We start from the raw sequence: 20,748 nt of genomic DNA on the forward strand, positions 1-20,748 counted from the left end.
GTATGCAGAGCTTTGAGCAGATGACCCACAGTTTTATCAATGGAGAATGGGTTGCAGGAGACAGCGGGAGAACATATCAGAATATAAATCCTTACGATGGTTCACTGATTGCCGAAATGAATATCGCATCCAAGGAGCAACTCCAGGACGCTTTCCAGGTTGCCGAAGAGGCCCAGAAAAGCTGGGCTCGATCTTCGGTTGAGGAACGAAAGCAAGTCATTGAAAAAGCAATGGAATACATGAATGAACATCAGGAAGAAATTGTTCAACTCATCAGCAGGGAAACCGGTGGAACGATTTTAAAAGCAAATGTGGAGCATCAGCTTGCTGTGGGAGTAATGGCAGAGGCGCTCAACTATGCTCATGAAGTGGGAAAAGCCTGGGAGGTTCCCGGCGGTCCGGAAGGAAAAATCAATAAGGTTTATCGTCTGCCGCTCGGTGTCATTTCATCCATTTCTCCGTTTAACTTCCCAGTGAATTTGTCGCTTAGAACAATCGTTCCGGCCATCGCGCTTGGAAATGCGGTTGTGCATAAGCCAGATATCCAAGTGGGCTTGGTTGGCGGTGTCGTACTGGCGAAAGCATTTGAATATGCAGGCCTTCCCCCCGGCGTGTTTAACATGTTATTAACCGATATAGAAGAAATTGGAGATGAAATGATAGAAAACCCCGTTCCCCGCCTGATCAGTTTTACGGGCTCTACAGCGGTAGGACGCCGTATAGGAGAAATAGCAGGAAGGAACTTAAAGAGAGTCGCCTTGGAGCTGGGCGGCAATAGCCCGTTTGTTGTCCTATCAGATGCCAATGTGGATCAGGCAGTAAACGCATCCATATTCGGAAAATTCATACACCAAGGGCAAATATGTATGATCATTAATCGAATCATCGTTCACAAAGATAAGTATGAGGAATTTGTGGAAACATTTGCGGCCCGAGCGAAAGAACTTCCATGTGGAAACCCCCAAGATCCACAAACAGTTATTGGCCCGCTGATTAATGAGCAGCAATTGAAAAAAGCGGCGGGCTATGTAGAGCTGGCTAAAAAAGAAGGAGCCCGGACCGTTCTGGAAGGAAGCATTGAAGGCAATGTGATGACCCCTTTTATCTTTGCCGATGTAAAAAATGACAGTGATATTGCGCAGACAGAATTATTCGCTCCAATCGCTCTTGTGATAAAAGCGGAGACGGATGAAGAGGCCATAAAAATTGCTGGTGAAACGGACCGTGGTTTAAGTTCCGCCATTTTCACCAGCGATTTGGAAAAAGGAGAACGGTATGCCTTGGAACTTGATGCCGGGATGACTCATATCAATGACCAAACAGTAAACGATGCCCCCAATATTCCCTTTGGCGGCACGAAAGCCAGTGGGCTTGGCCGGTTTGGAAATCCCTGGGTAGTAGAAGAATTTACTAGCGCAAAATGGGTGTCTGTACAAACGAAAGAAAGGGAATTTGCTTTTTAACCAATAAAAACTTCTATTTTCATATAACAGTTTTAAACTGATCAATTCCCTAGAGGTGGGAGTAATCGTGAAGGTCTCGATCATTGGGGGAGCCGGGACTCTCGGCTCCGCAATTGTTTTTTCGCTTGGGCCAAGTTCGGGAAAGGAATTATGCTTGCTGGATCTCAATGAACGACTTTTGTTACATCATTTGCTGATCTCCAAAGTGTGTGCCGATAAAGAAATGTCCTAAGGGAGAATGTAGCGATTTGGCAGGAAGTCATATGATAATGATTATTGCAAGAGTTGAACCGAAACGATGTTGTATCAAACAGGACTTTTTTAAAAGGGAATATCAAGCTCTTTGAGCAATCAATGGCAAACAAATGAAGGAATGATGCAAAAGACGCACTGGTGATAACCGCATCCAATCCCGTAGTACACTGAATTATTTTTTATACAAACGCTTTGCTTTCTCGCCTGGCAAATACGTTACATGATTCTCTCCAGTTTGAAGGTTTTATTAGGGGTGTTCAGGTGGGGAACCGATATACAGCCCGGTAATCGGGGAGCTTGGGAGTTCTCAAGGTCCTTTGTTTAGCAAAGTGCCAGTAGATTGGAAACAAACAGTCATAGCAAAAGAAGACAAAGAAAAGATGAACGCTTGTTTAAGAGACTTCTTCATTTAAACATAAATCGTACGATTGGATGGGCAACTGCTTCCTCATGGCACGGATCATAGAAGATTATCTGCTACTTGAAGAAAAAGTCGATACGTTAGGGTCTGTTCTATTAAATGATCCATACGGCATTCATGATGTCAGTAGTGGAGCACCTGTCACAATGAGCCGACAAAGGAATCGAATTCATTCATGAATGGAAACGGAGCTATCGGGAGCTGATTGATTACCAACATTCGGCACAAAAATAAAGGAATTAAGCGAGTCCATTACACATTCATAGGGCCATTTTTTCTGATCCAATCATTTTAGTTCCATATACAGGAATAATGCGCTCATTTGTAACCGCTATCACAGCTATAATCAAATAAAATGAGGAGGATTTAGGTTATGAGAAAAAAGCTCATTTTTAAGCTGTTGCTATCTTCTATCATTTTGGTCATGTTGTCAGGGTGCGGCCAATATTCAGCAAGCAATACTTCCAATGACAAAAAAGGAAGTAATCAATCCTCATCTGTAAGTAAGGCCACTTACCAGTTTAAGCTTGGTCACCAGGCTCCTGAAAATTCAAACTACCAGAAGTTTTCCCAGTTGTTTAAAGAAAAGCTGGAGAAAAAGACGGATGGAAATGCAAGCGTTTCCATTTATCCCTTTAGACAATTAGGGGCGGATCGCGAATTGCTTGAGGCTATGCAATTACAAACACTTGACTTTGGCGTCATTAGCGGACCGCCGGTTTCACAATTTGCCCCGCAAGTGTCGCTAGTAGACTTGCCTTTTCTATTCAATGATTGGGAACATGTAAATCAATTTGTATTTTCTGATGCTGGAAAAGAGTTTATGGGCTTAACAGAGGATGCGAATTTAAAAATGTTGGGAGTTATGAACAGAGGATTTCGTCACGTTACGAATAATAAAGGACCTATTGAAACAATCGAAGATTTTCAAGGTCTGTCCATACGGGTCATTGAAAGTGATTTTTATACTGCTTCATACAAGGCATTGGAAGCAAACCCGCAACAAATGAACTGGGGAGATGCGTATACGGGGCTTGAACAAGGGGCAATCGATGCGCAAGAAAATACGTTGGATATCATTCATGATGAAAAAGTGGATGAAGTTCAAAAATATGTTTCCAAGACAGGCATCCATTTTGTCTTTGCTTATTTAATGGCGAGCAAGCCGATATTGGACAATCTTCCGGATGAAATACAACAGGTAGTGATGGAAGCCGCCGCCGAGGCCGGACAAGAAATTTCTAAAGAAAATGAAGCCAACGATGAAAAGTATGAGGAAATCTTAAAAGAAAAAGGCATGGAGATCAACGATTTTGACAGGGGCCAGTTTGATGGGAAATTTGATGAAGTATATGAACTTTACACAAAAAAATATGGCGACGACTTACTAAAAAAGATTCAATCTATTGAATAAGTCAACCGGAGCTAACCGAAAAGTCATATTGCAGCTTGAAAACTAAAAAAACAAAACCCAAGAATGCTGTAAAATCAACATTCTTGGGCTTTGAATTTTAGTTGATTACTCTACATGAGACTTTTTAGACAGGCCCCTTATTTTGAATATATAGGGAGTTGGCAGTGATGAAGAAAATAATGGATAAGATCAGCGATGGGATAGATATGGTGACCAGAGCATTCATTACTTCTCTTTTGTTCATGATGACGATTGTGTTAGCCATTCATATTGTTTTACGTTACTTTTTTCAAGGAGGCATTCTTTGGTCTGATGAATTATCTCGTTTTGCAATGATTGGCATCGTCTATCTCGGGGCAGCCTCCGCCACCCGCGACAACACTCATATTACGGTTTCCATTTTTGAAGACAGATGGCCAAGCTTGCGCAAGTGGCTCACTCCTGTTCAAGGGGCCGTGATGATTGCTTATTCCTTTTTTCTTATTATTTTTGGAATTCAAGCTCTTGAAGTTGTTGGTACACAAAGCTCGGCGAATATCGGGATTTCAATGGGGTGGATCTATTCGGTTATTCCAATATCTGCTGTTATCATGATGATTCATATATTGGCGAAAATAGGTGCAAAACGACATGCCGCGACAGAGGAGGAACAATTATGGTAGCCATGTTTTTTATCTTAACAGTTGTGTTCTTTTTACTCGGTGTTCCGATGGCAATCACAATCGGTTTTTCATCTATTATTTACATAATCATAGCTGATATAACACCAACCATTGTGATCCAGCGTTTATTTTCCGGTGTAGATGTGTCAGCTTTGATGGCCATTCCCTTTTTCATCCTGGCGGGAAATCTGATGCTCACTGGAGGATTGGCTCAAAGAATTTTGGATTTAGCGAATTCTATTGTGGGCAAAATGACAGGTGGTCTGGCATTGGTAACGATACTTGGGTGCATGTTTTTTGCGGCTATTTCGGGAAGCTCTATCGCAACAGCTGCGGCACTTGGCACCTTGATGATCCCGGCAATGGTCGAAAAAGGTTATGACCGCGGCTTTGCCACCGCGATTGTGTCTACGGCAAGTCCTATGGGGGTTATCATACCGCCCAGTATCTCTTTAATTATTTATGGCAGTCTTTCGGGGGCCTCTATATCAGATTTATATGTAGCCGGTTTGCCGGCAGGACTGATCGTTGGCATCTCGCTGATGATCGTCGTTTATATCATTTCAAAGAAACGAGGTTATAAAGGAAGCAATGCGCCATTTACCTTTAGTCAATTTTTGAAAGCATTAAAACGTTCTCTATGGGCATTGGGCACACCACTTATATTATTGGGCGGAGTGTTTTTGGGCATTTTTACCCCGACAGAGTCCGGGGTCATAGCTGTCGTTTATGCAACGATTGTCGGCTTTTTCATTTATAAAGAATTAAAGATGAAAGATGTATGGAAAATTTTTTTAGATTCCTCTAAATCTACAGCTACGATCATGTTTGTGATTGCCAATGCCGCATTATTTGCCTATGTCTTGGCTTATGAAAACATTCCAAACACAATTGTCAGCAGTTTCTTGTCATTGTCGGAAAATCCGATTGTTATTTTATTAATCATCAATGTCATTTTGCTTTTTTTTGGCGCTTTTATGGATACAATGGCGATTCTAGTTATCGTTGTTCCTATGTTTCTCCCGATTATCCATATGCTTGGGATTGATCCAGTCATTTTTGGCATCATTGTGGTAGTCAATACCGCCATTGGAATGGCAACACCGCCGTTTGGGGCCACGCTTCTCATCTCATCGAACATAGGAAAGTCGCCGCTTTTGACAGTATCCCGTCATTCTGGATGGATGTTGCTGGCTTTAATAGTCGCATTGTTGGTCATCACCTATATTCCTGTTTTGGTCATGTTCCCTATTTGGGGCTTTTGATGGAAGGCCTGCCTCCATTTTTCGGGCAGGTTTTTATCTAAAAATGATAAATTGATAAGGAGACGGAAAGATGAATATTGCCATTGTGGGTGCCGGAGCAATGGGATGCCGGTTTGGGGCTGCGCTGTTTACAGCCGGTTATGAGGTGATCCTTGTTGATCGTTGGCAAGCTCATGTGGAACAGATTAACCAATACGGGTTGAGCGTAGAAAATGAGGATGGAGTTCATCAAGTACGTATAAAGGCAGTCGCTCCGGAATGCATAAACACTCCTATCGATTTGATCATCGTTTTTACAAAGTCAGTTGATACTGAAGACATGATGGCAAGATGCCAAGCTATCATAGACGAAGACACGAGCATCTTAACGTTGCAAAATGGCATAGGAAATTTGGATATATTGGCGCGCTATGTTCAAGAAGAGCAGCTGTTTGCCGGAACGACAACGTATGCGGCAAATTTACAAGGGCCGGGGAGTGTTGCGGCATTTGGCTCTGGCTATAGTGAAATCATGCATATGGGTGGAAAAAGGAAAAACGGCGCCGAACAGATCGTTTCCCTGTTTCAGCAAGCAGGTTTACATGCCGGTGTGTCGGAAAATGTCATCAAAAGTATATGGGAAAAAGCGGCCTTTAATTCAATCTTAAATCCTCTTTGTACGCTGACATTAAGCTCGGTTGCCCAAGTTGGTTCATATTCAGGCATTTCCGAAGTCATTGATGGAATGCTAAATGAAATAGATCTTGTCGCCAAAGCGGAACAGGTTGATTTTGATAAGGAAAAGGTAAAGCAAACCATATATCGTGTATGTCATCCCTCTATGTCCGGAAATCATTATTCCTCTATGTATTATGATATTCAAAATAGGCGTAAGACAGAGGTTGATTTTCTAAATGGAGCCATATGGGCAAGGGCGAAAAAACATCATATACAAGTCCCGCACCTATCACTTCTCTATCATTTGATGAAAATCCTTGAGCAGAGCGCGTGTAGGAGCTGATGGTTAAACGTTTTACAAAACTACTAAACACATAGGTACTATGAAGATGTAAAAGGTTTATTGTACAACTTGCATGGCAAGCCCCGTGTGAGTGAAAGCGCATGAATCAAACAATAAAGTAGAGAAAGGATAAATGAACATGAAAAACATACATACAATCAAGGTGGCCTTTGGAGATACAGATGCGGCCGGGATCGTCTTTTATCCAAATTTTTATCGCTGGATGGATCAGGCCGCTCACGAGTTGGTCGGAGCGGCACTGATGCCTGTATCAAAGTTGCAAAAAGAGAAGAACATCATTTTGCCATTATTGGAAACTTTTTGCCAGTTTAAGTCTCCTTTATTTTTTGAGGATTTGGTAGAAGTCCATTCACAAATCATTGACATGAAAGAGAAAGTATTTAAAGTAGAACATGTATTTCAGAGGGAGAACAAGATTGTTGCCAAGGGCTATGAGGTGAGGGCTTGGACGTCGATTGAAAATAGTCAGCCGAAAGCCGTACCGATTCCAAAAGAAGCACAAGAAGCATTTGGATTTTTTAAACGCGAAAAATAAAAGGAGTCTTTTGGCAACATTTGGGAGCGCGTAAAATGGGCTGGGGCATAAGCAAATAAGAAATAGCAAAAGCCGAACAATTCGTTTAAAATTGTTCGGTTTATTTGTGTTTAGAAAAACTTGGCTTGTCGCCAAGCTTTTAGCGAAAGCCATCGTTTTTCTTATACTATAAACCATAAACCATAAACATTTTATACTCTCTTATAGTGTAAAAAAATCCCTATCATCGCTACATCAGCATATTTCGCTTTCCGCAGGTCTCTTCATCTTCCTGGGAAAGCAAAGGTCGCTTTTGAGGTCTACTTATGTGATGACTTTTGGAAAATACTCTCCATTTTTTGAATTGCTCGCCACCTTTGGGAAATACTCTCCACTTTTTCGAATTACTTGCCGATTCCAGTAATTCCTCCCCATTTTTTGATTTGCTTTTTTTTTTTTGGGAAATACGCCCACTTTTTTGATTTACCGACGACTTTTGGAGATACTGCCCATTTTTTTGATTTACCTTCTACTTTCTATACAAGTACAACCCTGTTTTTTTAACAGGTTTTTCCTCCCTTTGGTATGTTGGTTCATTCCATTTGTAATGAGTTCCGCATACAGGAACAATCCACTATTTTGGAAACGCTATCCCGAATATAATGTAGTCAAACAAATGAAGGGATAGAAGAATATGACAATCCATAAATATGATGTGGTTGTAGTCGGCGCGGGACCTGTTGGACTTACCGCCGGGTTGGCGCTGCAAAAAAAAGGGATATCTTGTGTGGTGATTGAAGCCAACCCTAAAGATCATCCAAGGCCGGGAAGCCGGGCGATTTATTTGCATAGTGCCACTTTAAAGCTGCTGGAGGAAACCTCGAAAGGACTTGGCTTTGAATTGGCCAGAAACGGAGTGATTTGGCCCGTTAAGCGGACGTTGTACCGTGGGAAAGAAGTATATGTCCGGAATTACGGCATAACGGACAATCAAGATCCGAATACATTGCCGCATTTTACTTCACTTCATCAGCATGAAATTGAAAAGTATATGTATGAAGCGTGTGTGGAAGCAGGGGTACCATTCATTTGGGGAGAATCTGTTGAGAAATTGGACATTCAAGAGGACGATGTTTATATTACAACTGATTCTGGAAGCAAGTGGAAAGCGAAATACGTGATTGGCTGCGACGGTGCGCGCTCTGTTGTAAGAGAACAAGCGGGTTTGAAATTTGAAGGTCCCCGAACACATGACACTTTCCTTGTTGTTGATTTGGAGGAAGACGAGAATGATCCGCTGCCGATCGAAAGGGTATTTCATTACCAGCATCCGGCAATGGGCTATCGCAATGTGATGCATGTTCCATTCAAAGGCGGCTGGCGAGTTGATTTACAGCTATTAAAAGGTGACGATGTGGAAGAGTTTACTAGTTTAGAAGGGGTAAAAAGCTGGATTCCCAAAGTGATGGATCCAAAATATGCAGATAGAATTACGTGGGTTTCGAGTTATCGTTTCCACCAAGTAGTGGCCGATTCTTTTACAGATGATCAGTGCCGAGTGCTTTTAGCCGGTGAAGCGGCTCACTTGTTTGCGCCCTTTGGTGCGCGGGGATTAAATTCGGGTGTTCCTGATGCATTGATTGCTGTCCGCGGTATTGAAAAAGCGCTGCATGCAGGAAACGAGGAGGAAAGAAGGGAAGCCATTTTGACGGCGGCCAATGAAAGGAGAATCGCCGCTAAATGGAACCGGGATGCTTCCACAACCGCTTTACATCATCTGCAGGGAGACTCACCGGAAATGAATATGAAAAGGGAACTGGCGGCTTCGCTTGTCTCCATTGTGCCAAGACTGGGCCGCTGGCTTGACGAGGGGCCATATGGACCGAAATTTGGACCTCCTGAATTGACAACCAAATATTAAATGATACTTATCCAAAAGGAGGATGAAGAATGGCTGTGATGCTCAATCAAGACCAATTCGGGGTGTTGATCAATGATCTTGCAGACAGGTTATCAAAAATAGAGTGGTATAAAAATGCAGGTAAGTCTCATGAACAAGCTGAAGTATTATTGCGGGATTTTATGAAAAAACTACATGTAACCGATTATGTGGTCAAGTGGATTTCCAAGGCGGAAGCGGCAGAGACGATCAGCAAACTGCGTTTTGAAGAGAGCCCATTATGGGAAGTGCTGAGCGCGCTTCCCGATCAGTTTAAAAAGAAAGTGGATGAACGGGGGCAGGGGCAGTTGTTGGAAAAAGCAGTGGACGCATTGCCCGAATTTGTATTCCATGTTGCTTTTAAAAGGGCTTTTTCCGTCTTTCAAGAAGAAAAGACCGTCCGTTTTTTGACGGGTCATGCCATGTATATCGCCGTATTGATTGCTGCTGCGGAAATAGCCGGACAATCGGAATTGTTTTCGCCATTGATGGAGTTGCTTGAGCATGGCCACGTTCCGCTTGGACTGGAAGGAAACGTTATATACTTGTTATAATAGTAAAAAGCTGTACCGGGAAAATGTCCGGACAGCTTTTTGCGCTTCTCATATTGTAATTCTGTTGTTCCGTTGATCCATAACTCGTTTCGCTTTCATGGAAAAGCGGGGTAACACGCCTGGCTCAACAGCTTCTGTTTCAATGCGAAGCCCAACACGTTCACGCAGCTCGCTTGAAAGCTTCTTTTCAACTCTGTCATCTGTCGTTTCGAATTGGACTTTGATTTGATCCATGTCTCCGCTTGTATAATAAATAATCCGAAATTCCTTGATTTCCGGATATTCCCGAACGATTGCTTCGATGGAGGATGGATAAATATTAATACCGCGAATGACGACCATATCATCGGCGCGGCCGATAATGCCGCCCGGCAAGAATCGAAAATGATTTTTACACGGGCATTTTTCCTGATGGTTGATCACGACATCCCCTGTTCTGTATCTGATAAGCGGATATCCGTAACGCCCCAAATTGGTTAGTACGAGCTCACCTTTCTCACCATGTTTCACAGGTTCACTCGTCTCCATATTCAAAATCTCGACAATAAACTGCGATTCATTCACGTGAATGCCGTTTTGTGTCTGGCATGAATAACCGTAAGCTCCCATTTCCGTCATACCAACATGGTCATACAACTTTGCTCCCCATGCTGTTTCAATTTGCCTGCGAATCGATGGAACAGATCCACCCGGCTCTCCCGCGGTGATAATCGTTTTAATGGATGAGTTTGGAAGATCAAGGTCCATGTCCTCGGCAACTTCGGCTAAATGAAGAGCATAGCTTGGTGTGCAAAGCAAGACAGTTGCATTATTTTCCATCATTGTTGCCAATCTTTCTTTCGATGTTTGGCTCCCAGCGCAAATTACAAAAGCTCCAATCTTTTTTGCGGCCTCAAATCCACCCCAAAAACCGATAAACGGGCCGAAAGAAAATGCCAGGAAAACGGTATCATTTTTATTAATACCACTTGATCGGAAAACTTCTTCCCAACATGTTTCCCACCATTCCCAGCTCTCTTTTGTGTCAAGCACTTTGAGTGGCCGTCCGGAAGTACCCGATGTCTGATGGTAGCGCGCATAGCTCTGGATGGGATATGTGTGGTTTTTCCCGTAAGGAGGAAATTGCGTTTGATCGTCTACCAATTCTTGCTTTGTCGTAAAAGGAAGCTGTAATAAATCATCCATGGAACGAAGAGGTAATGTGATTCCGGTTAATTTGCTGCGATAAAATTCATTTTCTTTTACAAGAAAAACAAGCATTTGATTGAGTTTGTGTAATTGGTAGCTTTCAAGAGTCGTATGAAATTCATAGACAGGATAAGCTGTATGACTGGCCATGTTAAAATTCTCCTTTCGTCCGGCATATAAGTCATTAACTTTATGTTATGGATAGAAAGTGCTTTTAAAAACTATATAGTTCCTCTATATGGAACTTTCGAAAAATTCATCACTTCAAAATATAAACGAGAGGAGGATCTTCCATAGAAAGAGGCTTGGTGGTCGCGAATTTTTCAGTCGAAAATGATGTTTCCATACGTTCTTTTCTATAGTGCAATCGGTACTGCAGGTGTACTGGTGATGCCATCTTCCTTGGAATAGTTGCGTGGATTGAAAAGTTGGGGAAAACAATCATTTTATTCCGCTACGTAATGGAGTCTCCTCGACTTCGGAATGGACCACAACAGGAACGATTATAGGCGGAGGTGGGGAAGGGATGAAGAATTCTGTCAAGGTAAGCAACTTGGCTATGGGTTTCCCGACCTTTTAAGACTGACGATTTATAGAAAATTGGACATAAGCGCTTTAGGGCGCGATTGCTTGGTCTAGGAACAAAATATCCCTGGGAAGAAAAACAAGCCGTATTTGCGATTTTCATTTCACGCGCTTATTTTACTCTGCTTATTCCAGTGCTTTTTCATTCAAAGCTGTGTTTACTGGCTGTTGATGATTTTGTCCTTCTTTTATCCGTTCACTGGGCGTTGGTATGATAATGGGACTGTCTTTCCAGATATAGTGACTGTGGTATAAGCAAGTTTTATGGAGGGATGTCGCAATGGCCACGGGATAGAGCGGCTTCGGACGGGGGCTTTTTTTCAAGCTTTCCCGAAGCGCTGATCGGGCTTTTTTCGATATCGGCATTGGGGGAGGCGCACTTATCGCCGGTGCATGGAAAGGATGATGGAACTTGGAACGATTTACGCCGGCAGTTCCATCTCTATTTTTACGAGTGCGTCGTCGCATGCGTGGATTGGAATAAAAAATCATCCTCTCGCGCCAACACCGGTCGCACTCTATACGGTGCTCTCTGTTTATTCCTGACTCAAAAGAAATTTAGCTTTCTTTTTGCCAACCAAAGCATTCGGAAAGTTCGAACGCCTGTTCAATTACGAATGTACTCATACCATTTTCATGGGAGGTGGGAATAAGCTGGGTAAAGCCAACGATCGTAATACAGCCAATCATATCGTATTTATAGTCGAGTACTGGAACGCTGAAAGAGGATATCTGCTTTACGAGTGGTTCAGCCGCATATGAAAAATAATGCTGTTTGATGTTGGGCAGTTCTTCTTCAAGCTGTCGTTTCGACTCAAAGGGCATGTACTCCAGCCCTTTCTGTTTCCATTCTTTGACGGCGGCTTCATCTTTAAAAGCCAAATAGGCTTTCCCCGCCGATGAAAGAACGGGCAGCCGAGTCCCAATTTGCGCGCCGATATTCAGTCCCGGTTGACTGTTCCAAATATTGGCGATGACAGGGCCATCATGTGTCCAAACGGATAATAATGCGGTAAGTTGCAACTCCCGGCTGATCTTTTTTAAATAGGGGGTCGCCTTCTGAATTAAATCCACACTTCCAATTGCAGCATTTCCAAATTCGATTAATTTACTTCCAAGATGGTATGTTCCCTGGTCTTTGTCGCGATGCAGCAATCCTGTAATCGTTAATGTGTTTAAGTATTTATGCAAGTTGCTTTTTGTGATGCCCGTCAGCTCCTGAATTTCGGAAAACTTTAGGGGCCGGTCTTCGCTTACAAATAATTCCAGTATGCCAATCCCTGTTTGCAGTGACTGTATAACAGGGAGTGTTTTCTTTTTTTCCACCCCAAAAACACTCCTTTTAACGTTTGAAATTATCATGTCATAATTTTATTCATCTGTCCAACTGTTGTTTTTTCAATATTGACATCTGAAAGCGGATACGATACATTTTATTTAAGAGAACAATGTTAACTATAAGTGAATTAAGAGGAGAGGATAAAATGAAGCTGGTCACTTTTACACACAACGGTTTTACAAGAATCGGCGCGGTTGAAGGGGAACAAGTCATTGATCTGAATGCGGCGTTTCAAGCGAAGTTGCAAGCAGAAGGAAAAATCAGGGCCGAAAAAATTGCAGAAGCCTATATTCCGACTGATATGGAAGGTTTTCTGCAAGGAGGAGAAGAAAGTCTTGCATTTGCAAAAGAGTCTGTTCAATATGCTTTGAACAATGAAAGCGCTGTGCCGCTTGTTTTCGGAAAAGGAGATGTAAAAGTAGGGGCTCCTGTAACCAATCCTGGAAAAATGATTTGTGTTGGCCACAACTACCGGGAACACATTTTGGAAATGGGACGTGAATTACCGACACATCCGGTTGTTTTCGCGAAATTTGCCAATACGATTGTCGGACCGGAAGATCATATTCCATTTTTTCCAATCTCTGAACAGCTTGACTATGAAGCTGAATTTGCCTTTGTTGTAGGAAAGCGTGCAAAAAATGTCTCTCAAGAAGAGGCGCTTGAATATGTTGCGGGTTATACCATTGTCAACGACGTCACATACCGTGACATTCAGCGGCGGACGATTGAATGGCTTCAAGGAAAAGCTGTAGACGGTTCTGCGCCGATGGGGCCTTGGCTTGTTACATCTGATGAGTTGGCCGACCCTTCCGGACTTGAAATTTCCTTAACGGTTAATGGAGAGGAAAGGCAACGCTCTAATACTGCGAATCTCGTATTTACTGTTCAGCGTCTCATAGAGTTTTTATCAGAATTAATGACGCTTGAACCGGGAGATGTCATTTTGACTGGTACACCGGGAGGAGTAGGTGTGGCGAGAGAACCCCAAGCGTTTTTGAAAGATGGAGATGTCGTTCGTATTGAAGTCGATAAAGTAGGAGTTCTTGAGAACAAAGTAAAAAGAGTGGAGGGATAATGGGCATGACCGGAAAAATCCAACAACAAGCCATTCGTGATGTGGAGAAAGCAATCAATGAGATGGTGAATACGGTAAAAGATCTTTCTGAAGATACGATCCGTTGGAAGCCATCAGCCGAAGAATGGTCGATTATGCAAGTGATCGCACATGTAGCTGAAGCGATTCCTTTCTGGCTGGGAGAAATTCGTCAAATTATTCAAAGCCCCAAAGATGTGTGGGGAAGAGACCATACAAATAAGATTCGTTTAGAAGCTGTAGACGAAGCGGCGGTAGATCAGTTGGCAGTTGAAAATGTCATCAAAGATCTAGAGAACATTCCGGCTCAAACAGAGGAAACGTTAAGTAAATTGACGGATGAACAGCTTCAATTGATCGCGCCAAGCCGCAATCCGAACTTTGACGGAAAACCGGTCCAATTTATTATTGACAAATTGATCGTCGGGCATATCCAAGGTCATAATGAACAGATTCAACGCAATTTGTCCAAGATACAATAAAGGGGAGAAGGAAAATGGCTGAAAAAAGTTCGTTTTTTGAAAGCAGTTTAGTCCAGGATTTTAATAAAGACATTGAGCAATATCACCTTGGACCGCTATGGAACGCAATCCCTGATCTGATGAAGCATACTCCCGAACCGCATGCGCAAGCATATCTTTGGAAGTATGATCTGCTCCATAAAAAACTAATGGAGGCAACCGAGATTTTTACACCGGACCGAGGCGGCGAACGGCGTGCGATTTATTTGCAAAACCCTGGATTGAATTACCGCAAGCCTTGGGGATGGGCATCCACGACGCAAACCCTGTATGCGGCAGTTCAATTGATTTTGCCTGGTGAAGAAGCACCATCCCACCGTCATGTGCAAAATGCTTTAAGATTTGTCATGGAAGGAGAAGGAGCCTACTCCATCGTTCAAGGAGAGCGCCTGTTCATGGAACGGGGCGACTTTTTAACAACACCAAACGGACTTTGGCACGGGCATGGACACCCTGGTGACAAACCGATGATTTGGATGGACTGCCTTGATATTCCAACCATCTACTATCTTGGCGGAACATTTTTTGAGCCTTATCCCGAAAAACTTGAGAAGCCTTCTTTGCCGGATAACTATTCCCAGCAGCGTTATGAAGGTGGAATGGTCCGTCCGATTGGGGATCGCTATGAGAAAAAAGCGCCGCTCGGAAATTTTAAATGGAAGCATACCGAAGCTGCGCTCCAAGGTTTGAGCAGATTCGAGCCAGATCCATTTGACGGCTATGCTGTCGAGTATATCAATCCTTCCAACGGAAAAACAGCTTGTCCGACCATTGCCGCCTGGATGCAAAAGTTGCCGAAAGGATTCCATTCACAGGCACATCGCCATACTCATGCGTCCATTTATCATGTTCATGAAGGTGCTGGTTATACGATCATAAACGGTGTCCGTTTTGACTGGGAAAAAGGCGACTACTTCGTTGTTCCAAACTGGGCATGGCATGAGCATGTAGCAGAGAAAGACGCATACCTTTTCCAAACAAACGACCTGCCAATCCTGGAGAAATTCGGTCTCGAAAGAAAGCAGGAGCTTGATATGAATAATGGCCATCAGGAAGTGAAATCAGAATTTAAGCCTGTCATCGTGTAAAAATAAATGAAAGTCCATTTCCGAGAAAAGCTTTGGAAATGGATTTTTTTGAGCGGAAAAAAACGGTGTATATATAGAGAGAAGGAACTCGACTTTGTAAGATTGGATTCATTCTTGAGGTGATGTGAACAAAGGAGATAGATTTATATAATCTGGCGCAGTTTGGCAATATCAGCCTCTTGATCAATCGAGCGCCGTGAAAGCAAGTCCAGTGTGCGTTCGTGTTTTTCTTGGGTTTCTTCCATTCGTTTGACTGCCTCTGATATTTCCATGACAGCCATGTTGATGTGGGGAATGTCGGCAACATCGGCAATATCTTCTTTTGTCACCATCGTTTGTTTGATGGTTGATATCTCCTCTTTCATCACTTGTTGTTCTGCTTCTAAATGAGACACTCTCATTTCAATTTTCGATATTCTTGTTTCCAACAAGTCAAAACGGCTGTTCATGTTAGATTGTAAATCTTGAATCTTGTCGAGAATTTGCACCATTAGTTTTTCCATTATTTCACCTCATTTCTGTTCCAGTAGTAATACAGCTATTATAGCATCAAACGGTGTGGTTTTATAGAAGGCTTGCGAAAAGGTATGAGGAACAAATAAAGGACCCACCACATAGGAGAGTCCTTGTAAAATCTCTAAATTTTATTTCGTTATGGACGGCAGCCAAAGCGTTAAATCAGGCCAATATGTGATCATCAGCAAGGCGATGAATGATGCGATTAGAAATGGCCAAATAGCTTTAATAAGGCTTTCCAGCTTGACTTGTCCAAGTGATGATGCAATATATAATCCCGCACCGACAGGAGGAGTTAATAAACCGAGCGTCAAGTTGATACAAATTATGACGCCGAAATGAACTGGGTCAATTCCATAGTTGGCGATAAGCGGCGAAAAAATAGGGACAAGGATAATGAGTGCTGCAATCCCGTCCATAAACATACCGACGATCAGCAAGAAAATATTCACGATTAATAGGAACAACAGAGGGTTTTCAGTTAAGGATACCATCCAGGTGGCAATGTTTTGTGGAACTCTTTCGAAAGAAAGCATCCAGCCAAACAGGTTCGCCATGGCGATTAGTAATGTAATGGTTGCTGTTGTTACGGCGGTATTGATAAATATGGAAGGAAGATTCTTTACTTTTAACTCCCTGTAAAAGAAAAACCCTACAATGAGCGCCACAATACAGGCAATGGCTGCCGATTCTGTCGGTGTAAAAGCTCCGCTCAAAATGCCAAGGACAATTATAGCAGGTGCTAAGAGTGCGGGAATTACTTTGATGAATGAGATCATTACTTCAGATATCCGTTCACGCTTTTGTGTAGGCCATTGTCGCTTTTTTCCAGTATAGCCGATCAGGATGATAAATGTAATGGCAAGCAAGATTCCGGGAAAGATGCCGGCCATAAACATGTCTCCGATGGAAGCACCCGATTGGACACCATAAATAATAAACAGCATACTTGGCGGAATAATGGGTCCCAGCAAGCCGGCAGATGCTGTCGTAGCGGAGCTGAATTCTCGGGAGTAGCCCTCTTTTTCCATTGAAGGAACCATTATCCGGCTCATCATCGCAATTTGGGCGGTGGCCGATCCAATAATCGAAGCCAAAAGCATATTGGCGATAACGTTCACGTACGCCAATCCACCTCGAAAATGGCCCACAAGAGATTTGGAAAAATGGATCAGCCTTTTTGTAATTCCCCCGGAGTTCATCAACTCGCCAGCAAGCATGAAAAGGGGAATCGCCAGTAGACCGTAGTTCTCCAGACCGGAATACAGCCGCTGGGGAGCGGTTTCCATAAGCCCCATATTGTTTGATACGATAATATAAGCGATTGTTGTAATGCCAAGAACGAAGGCGATAGGTATTTGCAAAAGCAATAAAATAATAAAAACGAGGAGTGCAAGAGTCATGCTTCATGTCCTCCTTCGCTGTTTTTGAGATTGTTGACGAATAATTCGATGGTATGAATCATCATAAAGAAAAAGCTTACAGGAATGCTTGCATAAGCGTAAATCATCGGCATCCCCATAGAGCTTGAACGTTGGATGGCAATGTTTGAAGAAGAAAGCCAAATAAGGGAAAAATAAAAGATATAGATTATAAAACCTGTCATGACGACGATTCCAATTCCTAATAAAGCCTGGCGGAGTTTTCCTTGTAATTTATCCATAACAATGGAAACGGCGGCAGAGTCCTGCCGTTTAATGCTCATACTGCCGCCTATAAAAGTAAGCCAAATAAGAGAAAAAATCGCTGTTTCATCCGACCAAGTAAGTGGAGAATTGAGGACATAACGATATAAAACGCCAGCTGATAATGAAATCAGCATGACGGAACAAAGAACGATAGCTAATTGTTTTTCAACTTGATAAAGAATGTCGCTTAATCGGTGTAACAGTTTCATGCTTGTTCCCCCGTCATTTCTGTACTTCTTCGAGGAAAGATTTTATTACTTCGGACTCTCCCTCGTACTTGTCGGTAATTGTTTTCTTTGTAGAATCAAATAAAGAAGGGTCTTTTAATTCTTCTACTTTTACGCCAAGCTTTTTCAACTCTTCGAGATTTTTCTCTTCGCGCGCAATCGCTTCTTCTACTCCCCAATTGACTGCATTGGTCATTGCTTCTTTAACAATCTTTCGGTCTTCTTCCGAAAGGCCTTCATATACCTGCTTGCTCATGACAACGACCGTTGGAAATGTCATATGGTTTGTTAATGTTAAATTTTCGGCGTTTTCATAATATTTTTCTGTTACAAGCGCATCCAAGTCAATATCAATTCCATCAATGACCCCAGTTTGCAGCGAGGTATATACTTCAGAAAGCGGCATGGCAGTAGGACCTGCGTCAACTTCTTGCCAGAAATCCTGCATTGCAGGGCTTCCGATTATTCTGATTTTCTTCCCTTTTAAGTGATCAGGTGATTGAACAGCTCCATCTTTAAGAAGTACGTGGCGGTTACCCGCAAACATAAAGTCCAAACCGACGAGTCCTTGACTGTCGAGTTCTTCAAGCATTTGTTTTGCTGCATCGGACTCTCTCATCGCCGCTGCTTCTTTCAAGTTTTCAAAGGTAAATGGCATAAACCAAGCATTTAATGAGTCTTGGCGTGTGCTCATATAGGCATTTGTTAAAAATCCAAAGTCCAATGACCCCGTTTCCAATTGTTGAACCATATCTTTCTCTAAACCTAGCTGGGAACCGGGAAAGATTTCCACGCTCATTTTTCCGTCAGATAGCGTTTCCAACTCTTCGCCAAACTTTTCGACTGTTTTATGCCAGACATGAGATTCTTGTGTAACATGCGAAATTTTAAAAGATGTTGTTTCCCCATTTTTAGACTGATCCGATGAAGCCCCGTCGCTGCTTGCTCCACCTCCGCATGCAGCGAGTGCGAGCATGGCCGAAACTACTAAAGATGTTTTTACAAGCACCTTTACTTTCTGAGTGTAGCCCACTTTCATTCCCCCTTCTCGATGTGTCGTAAGCGAAACGGTTTGTCCACTTTTGGTGAACTATATTCACTAATTGTATAAACAATGAACCTGCTTGTCAATTCATTTTTTTATCTTTTTAGAAAATTTGTTTCTTTTCTCCTTTAAAACCAAAGGTCTTCGATACTAGATAAGCTACATGTTCACGTGCTGGCTGATTTCATCTATGTAACTTTTTGGTATAAGGGGAAAAGCCAACGACAGAATGTCTTGATTAGATTGTTATTAAAATCAAAAAGGGAGGCACTGAAGGAAGAAGATGTTAATTAAAAGGTTCTGTAGAATGCGATAGATGACTTTTTGTCATACCGGTTAACGTTTGGATTTACGAAAATCCTTCATCGAGGAAAAGAACCAGGATGAAAATTTCCGAACTGTAATGATTGAATGTCTTTGTTATTCGGCTGTTTTGTCATTTATTTGGATCATCTTTTTGCTGAATCATTTTGAACCTTAGTGGAACAGCATATCCACGAGAAAAGTGAGTTTTTTCAAAATACAAGATTGACATTTACCCTCATACCCGTTAAGTTTATCCATAAATAGTATACATAGTTCTCTACTGGTGGAGTTAAACAGGGGGCATGGAAAAAGGGGAGCTTTATATGAATGATGTAAGCGATGTAATGGTTGTTGGAGGAGGAATTGGCGGGTTGGCTGCCGCTTTGGGTGTGGTTGAATCAGGAAAAAGTGTTGCAGTTCTTGAACAAGCTCCGGAATTTGAGGAAGTGGGTGCGGGAATTCAGCTTGCTCCGAATGCGCTGGCTGTTTTGGATCGCTTTGGCGTGTTGGAAGATATTTTTAAAGTTGCTGTTTTTCCCAAGAGGCTTGTTTTAAAAGACGTTTATTCGGGAAGTGAATGGGCCGCTTTGGATTTGGGAGAAGAATTCCGTGAACGTTACGGATACCCTTATATCGTTGTACATCGCTCGGATTTGCACAATGTTTTACTCCAGGCATGCAAGAATAAGCCGGATGAAATCAAGCTTTTCAATGGTCAGGCCATTCAAATAGCAAAAGAAAGTAAAAACGATGTCGTTGTGACCAACCAAAACGGACAAACATTTCATGCAAAAGCATTGATTGGTGCAGACGGATTGTGGTCAAATATGAGAAAGCTATTTTCAGATGACAAACCGGCCTGTTCCGAATATGTTGCATACCGTGGCACGATTCCCATTGGGGAGGTTTCGGATGCCAACCTGGAAGACGTTGTTATGTGGATCGGGCCTAACCTGCACCTTGTACAATATCCTGTTCGCCGGGGAGAGTTGTTCAATCAAGTTGTTGTTTTTAAGTCATACAACTACAAACCGAACTCTGATGATTGGGGTACGCCGGAGGAGATGGACCGCCGTTTTGCAGGTGGGCATCCCCTGGTTGAAAAGGCACTTTCGTTTATTGACCGCCAAATTCGTTGGCCCATGTATGATCGTCTGCCATTGGAAAATTGGACGAAGGGAAATATTACCCTCCTTGGCGATGCTGCCCATCCCATGCTTCAATATTTGGCTCAAGGCGGGTGCCAGGCATTGGAAGACGCTTCGGTGCTTGCGGACAGTTTGCTCCGGCAAGATGACTACTCATCCGCTTTTCAAACATATCAAAAAGAACGGATACCGCGGACAGCCAGAGTTCAAGCGAACGCCAGGCTATGGGGGAGGTTTTTGCATGCGGAAGATCCCCTGATTCTCATCATGCGGGACAAACTATTCCAGTCCCACACATCACGAAACTATCAAGTTACTGATTTTTTATACGGATCTCATAAAAGAAGATGGAGCGAAACTCCCATCAGCGTTCATATTGATCGTTAGTTGGTTCAATGGGGCTAATACCGGGAGTTGATTCCCGACTTATCATTCTCGTTTTTCCTCGAATTCTTGAAATCAGAGTCTTACAGGCAACTGATCCCCAAATCTC

The 20,748-nt window shown here is 42.7% G+C and carries 20 protein-coding genes; 14 read left to right on the forward strand and 6 right to left on the reverse strand.

Translation table 11 applies throughout. The annotated features are described in order from the left end of the window. The first annotated feature begins 2 nt into the window (after nt 1-2). The 10 genes from JOC94_RS05970 to JOC94_RS06015 all read left to right on the forward strand — a co-directional run bounded on the left by JOC94_RS05970 (nt 3) and on the right by JOC94_RS06015 (nt 9,508). Nucleotides 3-1,463, forward strand: coding sequence for an aldehyde dehydrogenase family protein (locus JOC94_RS05970; RefSeq protein ID WP_077113114.1), 1,461 nt, complete (start codon nt 3-5; stop codon nt 1,461-1,463). A 67-nt stretch (nt 1,464-1,530) separates the two neighbouring features. Then, on the forward strand, nt 1,531-1,695 hold the full coding sequence (locus JOC94_RS05975; protein ID WP_171973976.1) for a hypothetical protein: 165 nt from the start codon (nt 1,531-1,533) through the stop codon (nt 1,693-1,695). A gap of 473 nt (nt 1,696-2,168) precedes the next feature. Next, on the forward strand, nt 2,169-2,318 hold the full coding sequence (locus JOC94_RS05980; protein ID WP_171973977.1) for a hypothetical protein: 150 nt from the start codon (nt 2,169-2,171) through the stop codon (nt 2,316-2,318). Nucleotides 2,319-2,512: 194 nt separating this feature from the next. Then, complete coding sequence (locus tag JOC94_RS05985; protein ID WP_077113115.1) at nt 2,513-3,553, forward strand: TRAP transporter substrate-binding protein; 1,041 nt, start codon at nt 2,513-2,515, stop codon at nt 3,551-3,553. 167 nt (nt 3,554-3,720) lie between these two features. Next, the gene (locus tag JOC94_RS05990; RefSeq protein WP_077113116.1) at nt 3,721-4,215 is read left to right on the forward strand and encodes a TRAP transporter small permease; all 495 of its coding nucleotides are present in this window, start codon (nt 3,721-3,723) and stop codon (nt 4,213-4,215) included. After that, on the forward strand, nt 4,209-5,480 hold the full coding sequence (locus JOC94_RS05995) for a TRAP transporter large permease (protein WP_077113117.1): 1,272 nt from the start codon (nt 4,209-4,211) through the stop codon (nt 5,478-5,480). Before JOC94_RS05990 ends, JOC94_RS05995 begins: the two co-directional genes overlap by 7 nt. Nucleotides 5,481-5,550: 70 nt before the next feature. After that, nucleotides 5,551-6,480: a ketopantoate reductase family protein gene (locus JOC94_RS06000; RefSeq protein WP_077113118.1), complete on the forward strand. Its 930-nt coding sequence runs from the start codon at nt 5,551-5,553 to the stop codon at nt 6,478-6,480. Between the two features lie 139 nt (nt 6,481-6,619). After that, a complete protein-coding gene (locus tag JOC94_RS06005) occupies nt 6,620-7,036 on the forward strand; it encodes an acyl-CoA thioesterase (protein WP_077113188.1) in 417 nt (138 codons plus the stop codon). 673 nt (nt 7,037-7,709) lie between these two features. After that, nucleotides 7,710-8,936 (forward strand): FAD-dependent oxidoreductase, encoded by a 1,227-nt coding sequence (locus tag JOC94_RS06010; protein ID WP_077113119.1) that lies wholly within the window; start codon nt 7,710-7,712, stop codon nt 8,934-8,936. A 29-nt stretch (nt 8,937-8,965) separates the two neighbouring features. Then, the gene (locus JOC94_RS06015) at nt 8,966-9,508 is read left to right on the forward strand and encodes a hypothetical protein (RefSeq protein ID WP_077113120.1); all 543 of its coding nucleotides are present in this window, start codon (nt 8,966-8,968) and stop codon (nt 9,506-9,508) included. A 48-nt stretch (nt 9,509-9,556) separates the two neighbouring features. Here JOC94_RS06015 and JOC94_RS06020 read toward each other — a convergent pair whose 3' ends face one another. Further along, nucleotides 9,557-10,846 (reverse strand): phenylacetate--CoA ligase family protein, encoded by a 1,290-nt coding sequence (locus tag JOC94_RS06020; RefSeq protein ID WP_077113121.1) that lies wholly within the window; start codon nt 10,844-10,846, stop codon nt 9,557-9,559. A 993-nt stretch (nt 10,847-11,839) separates the two neighbouring features. After that, the gene (locus JOC94_RS06025; protein ID WP_077113123.1) at nt 11,840-12,607 is read right to left on the reverse strand and encodes an IclR family transcriptional regulator; all 768 of its coding nucleotides are present in this window, start codon (nt 12,605-12,607) and stop codon (nt 11,840-11,842) included. A gap of 158 nt (nt 12,608-12,765) precedes the next feature. On the opposite strand from JOC94_RS06025, the gene JOC94_RS06030 reads away from it, so the two are divergent. The 3 genes from JOC94_RS06030 to JOC94_RS06040 are packed head-to-tail and all read left to right on the forward strand — an operon-like array spanning nt 12,766 to nt 15,325. Continuing rightward, nucleotides 12,766-13,698, forward strand: coding sequence for a fumarylacetoacetate hydrolase family protein (locus tag JOC94_RS06030; protein WP_077113124.1), 933 nt, complete (start codon nt 12,766-12,768; stop codon nt 13,696-13,698). Between the two features lie 5 nt (nt 13,699-13,703). After that, the gene (locus JOC94_RS06035) at nt 13,704-14,198 is read left to right on the forward strand and encodes a DinB family protein (RefSeq protein ID WP_077113189.1); all 495 of its coding nucleotides are present in this window, start codon (nt 13,704-13,706) and stop codon (nt 14,196-14,198) included. 14 nt (nt 14,199-14,212) lie between these two features. After that, complete coding sequence (locus JOC94_RS06040; protein ID WP_077113125.1) at nt 14,213-15,325, forward strand: cupin domain-containing protein; 1,113 nt, start codon at nt 14,213-14,215, stop codon at nt 15,323-15,325. A gap of 143 nt (nt 15,326-15,468) precedes the next feature. Here JOC94_RS06040 and JOC94_RS06045 read toward each other — a convergent pair whose 3' ends face one another. The 4 genes from JOC94_RS06045 to dctP form a co-directional block, all read right to left on the reverse strand. Further along, entirely contained in the window at nt 15,469-15,828 is a 360-nt protein-coding gene (locus JOC94_RS06045; protein ID WP_077113126.1) for a hypothetical protein, read from the reverse strand. Between the two features lie 141 nt (nt 15,829-15,969). Next, entirely contained in the window at nt 15,970-17,244 is a 1,275-nt protein-coding gene (locus tag JOC94_RS06050) for a TRAP transporter large permease (protein WP_077113127.1), read from the reverse strand. Continuing rightward, entirely contained in the window at nt 17,241-17,738 is a 498-nt protein-coding gene (locus JOC94_RS06055) for a TRAP transporter small permease (protein ID WP_077113128.1), read from the reverse strand. The genes JOC94_RS06050 and JOC94_RS06055 overlap by 4 nt, the downstream gene beginning before the upstream one ends. Before the next feature lie 13 nt (nt 17,739-17,751). Then, nucleotides 17,752-18,795 (reverse strand): TRAP transporter substrate-binding protein, encoded by a 1,044-nt coding sequence (gene dctP / locus JOC94_RS06060; protein ID WP_077113129.1) that lies wholly within the window; start codon nt 18,793-18,795, stop codon nt 17,752-17,754. Between the two features lie 635 nt (nt 18,796-19,430). Here dctP and JOC94_RS06065 point away from each other — a divergent pair. After that, the gene (locus JOC94_RS06065) at nt 19,431-20,642 is read left to right on the forward strand and encodes an FAD-dependent monooxygenase (protein ID WP_077113190.1); all 1,212 of its coding nucleotides are present in this window, start codon (nt 19,431-19,433) and stop codon (nt 20,640-20,642) included. The last annotated feature ends 106 nt before the right edge of the window (nt 20,643-20,748 follow it).

The organism is Siminovitchia thermophila (assembly GCF_016909185.1).
Taxonomy (GTDB): Bacteria; Bacillota; Bacilli; order Bacillales; family Bacillaceae_C; genus Siminovitchia; species Siminovitchia thermophila.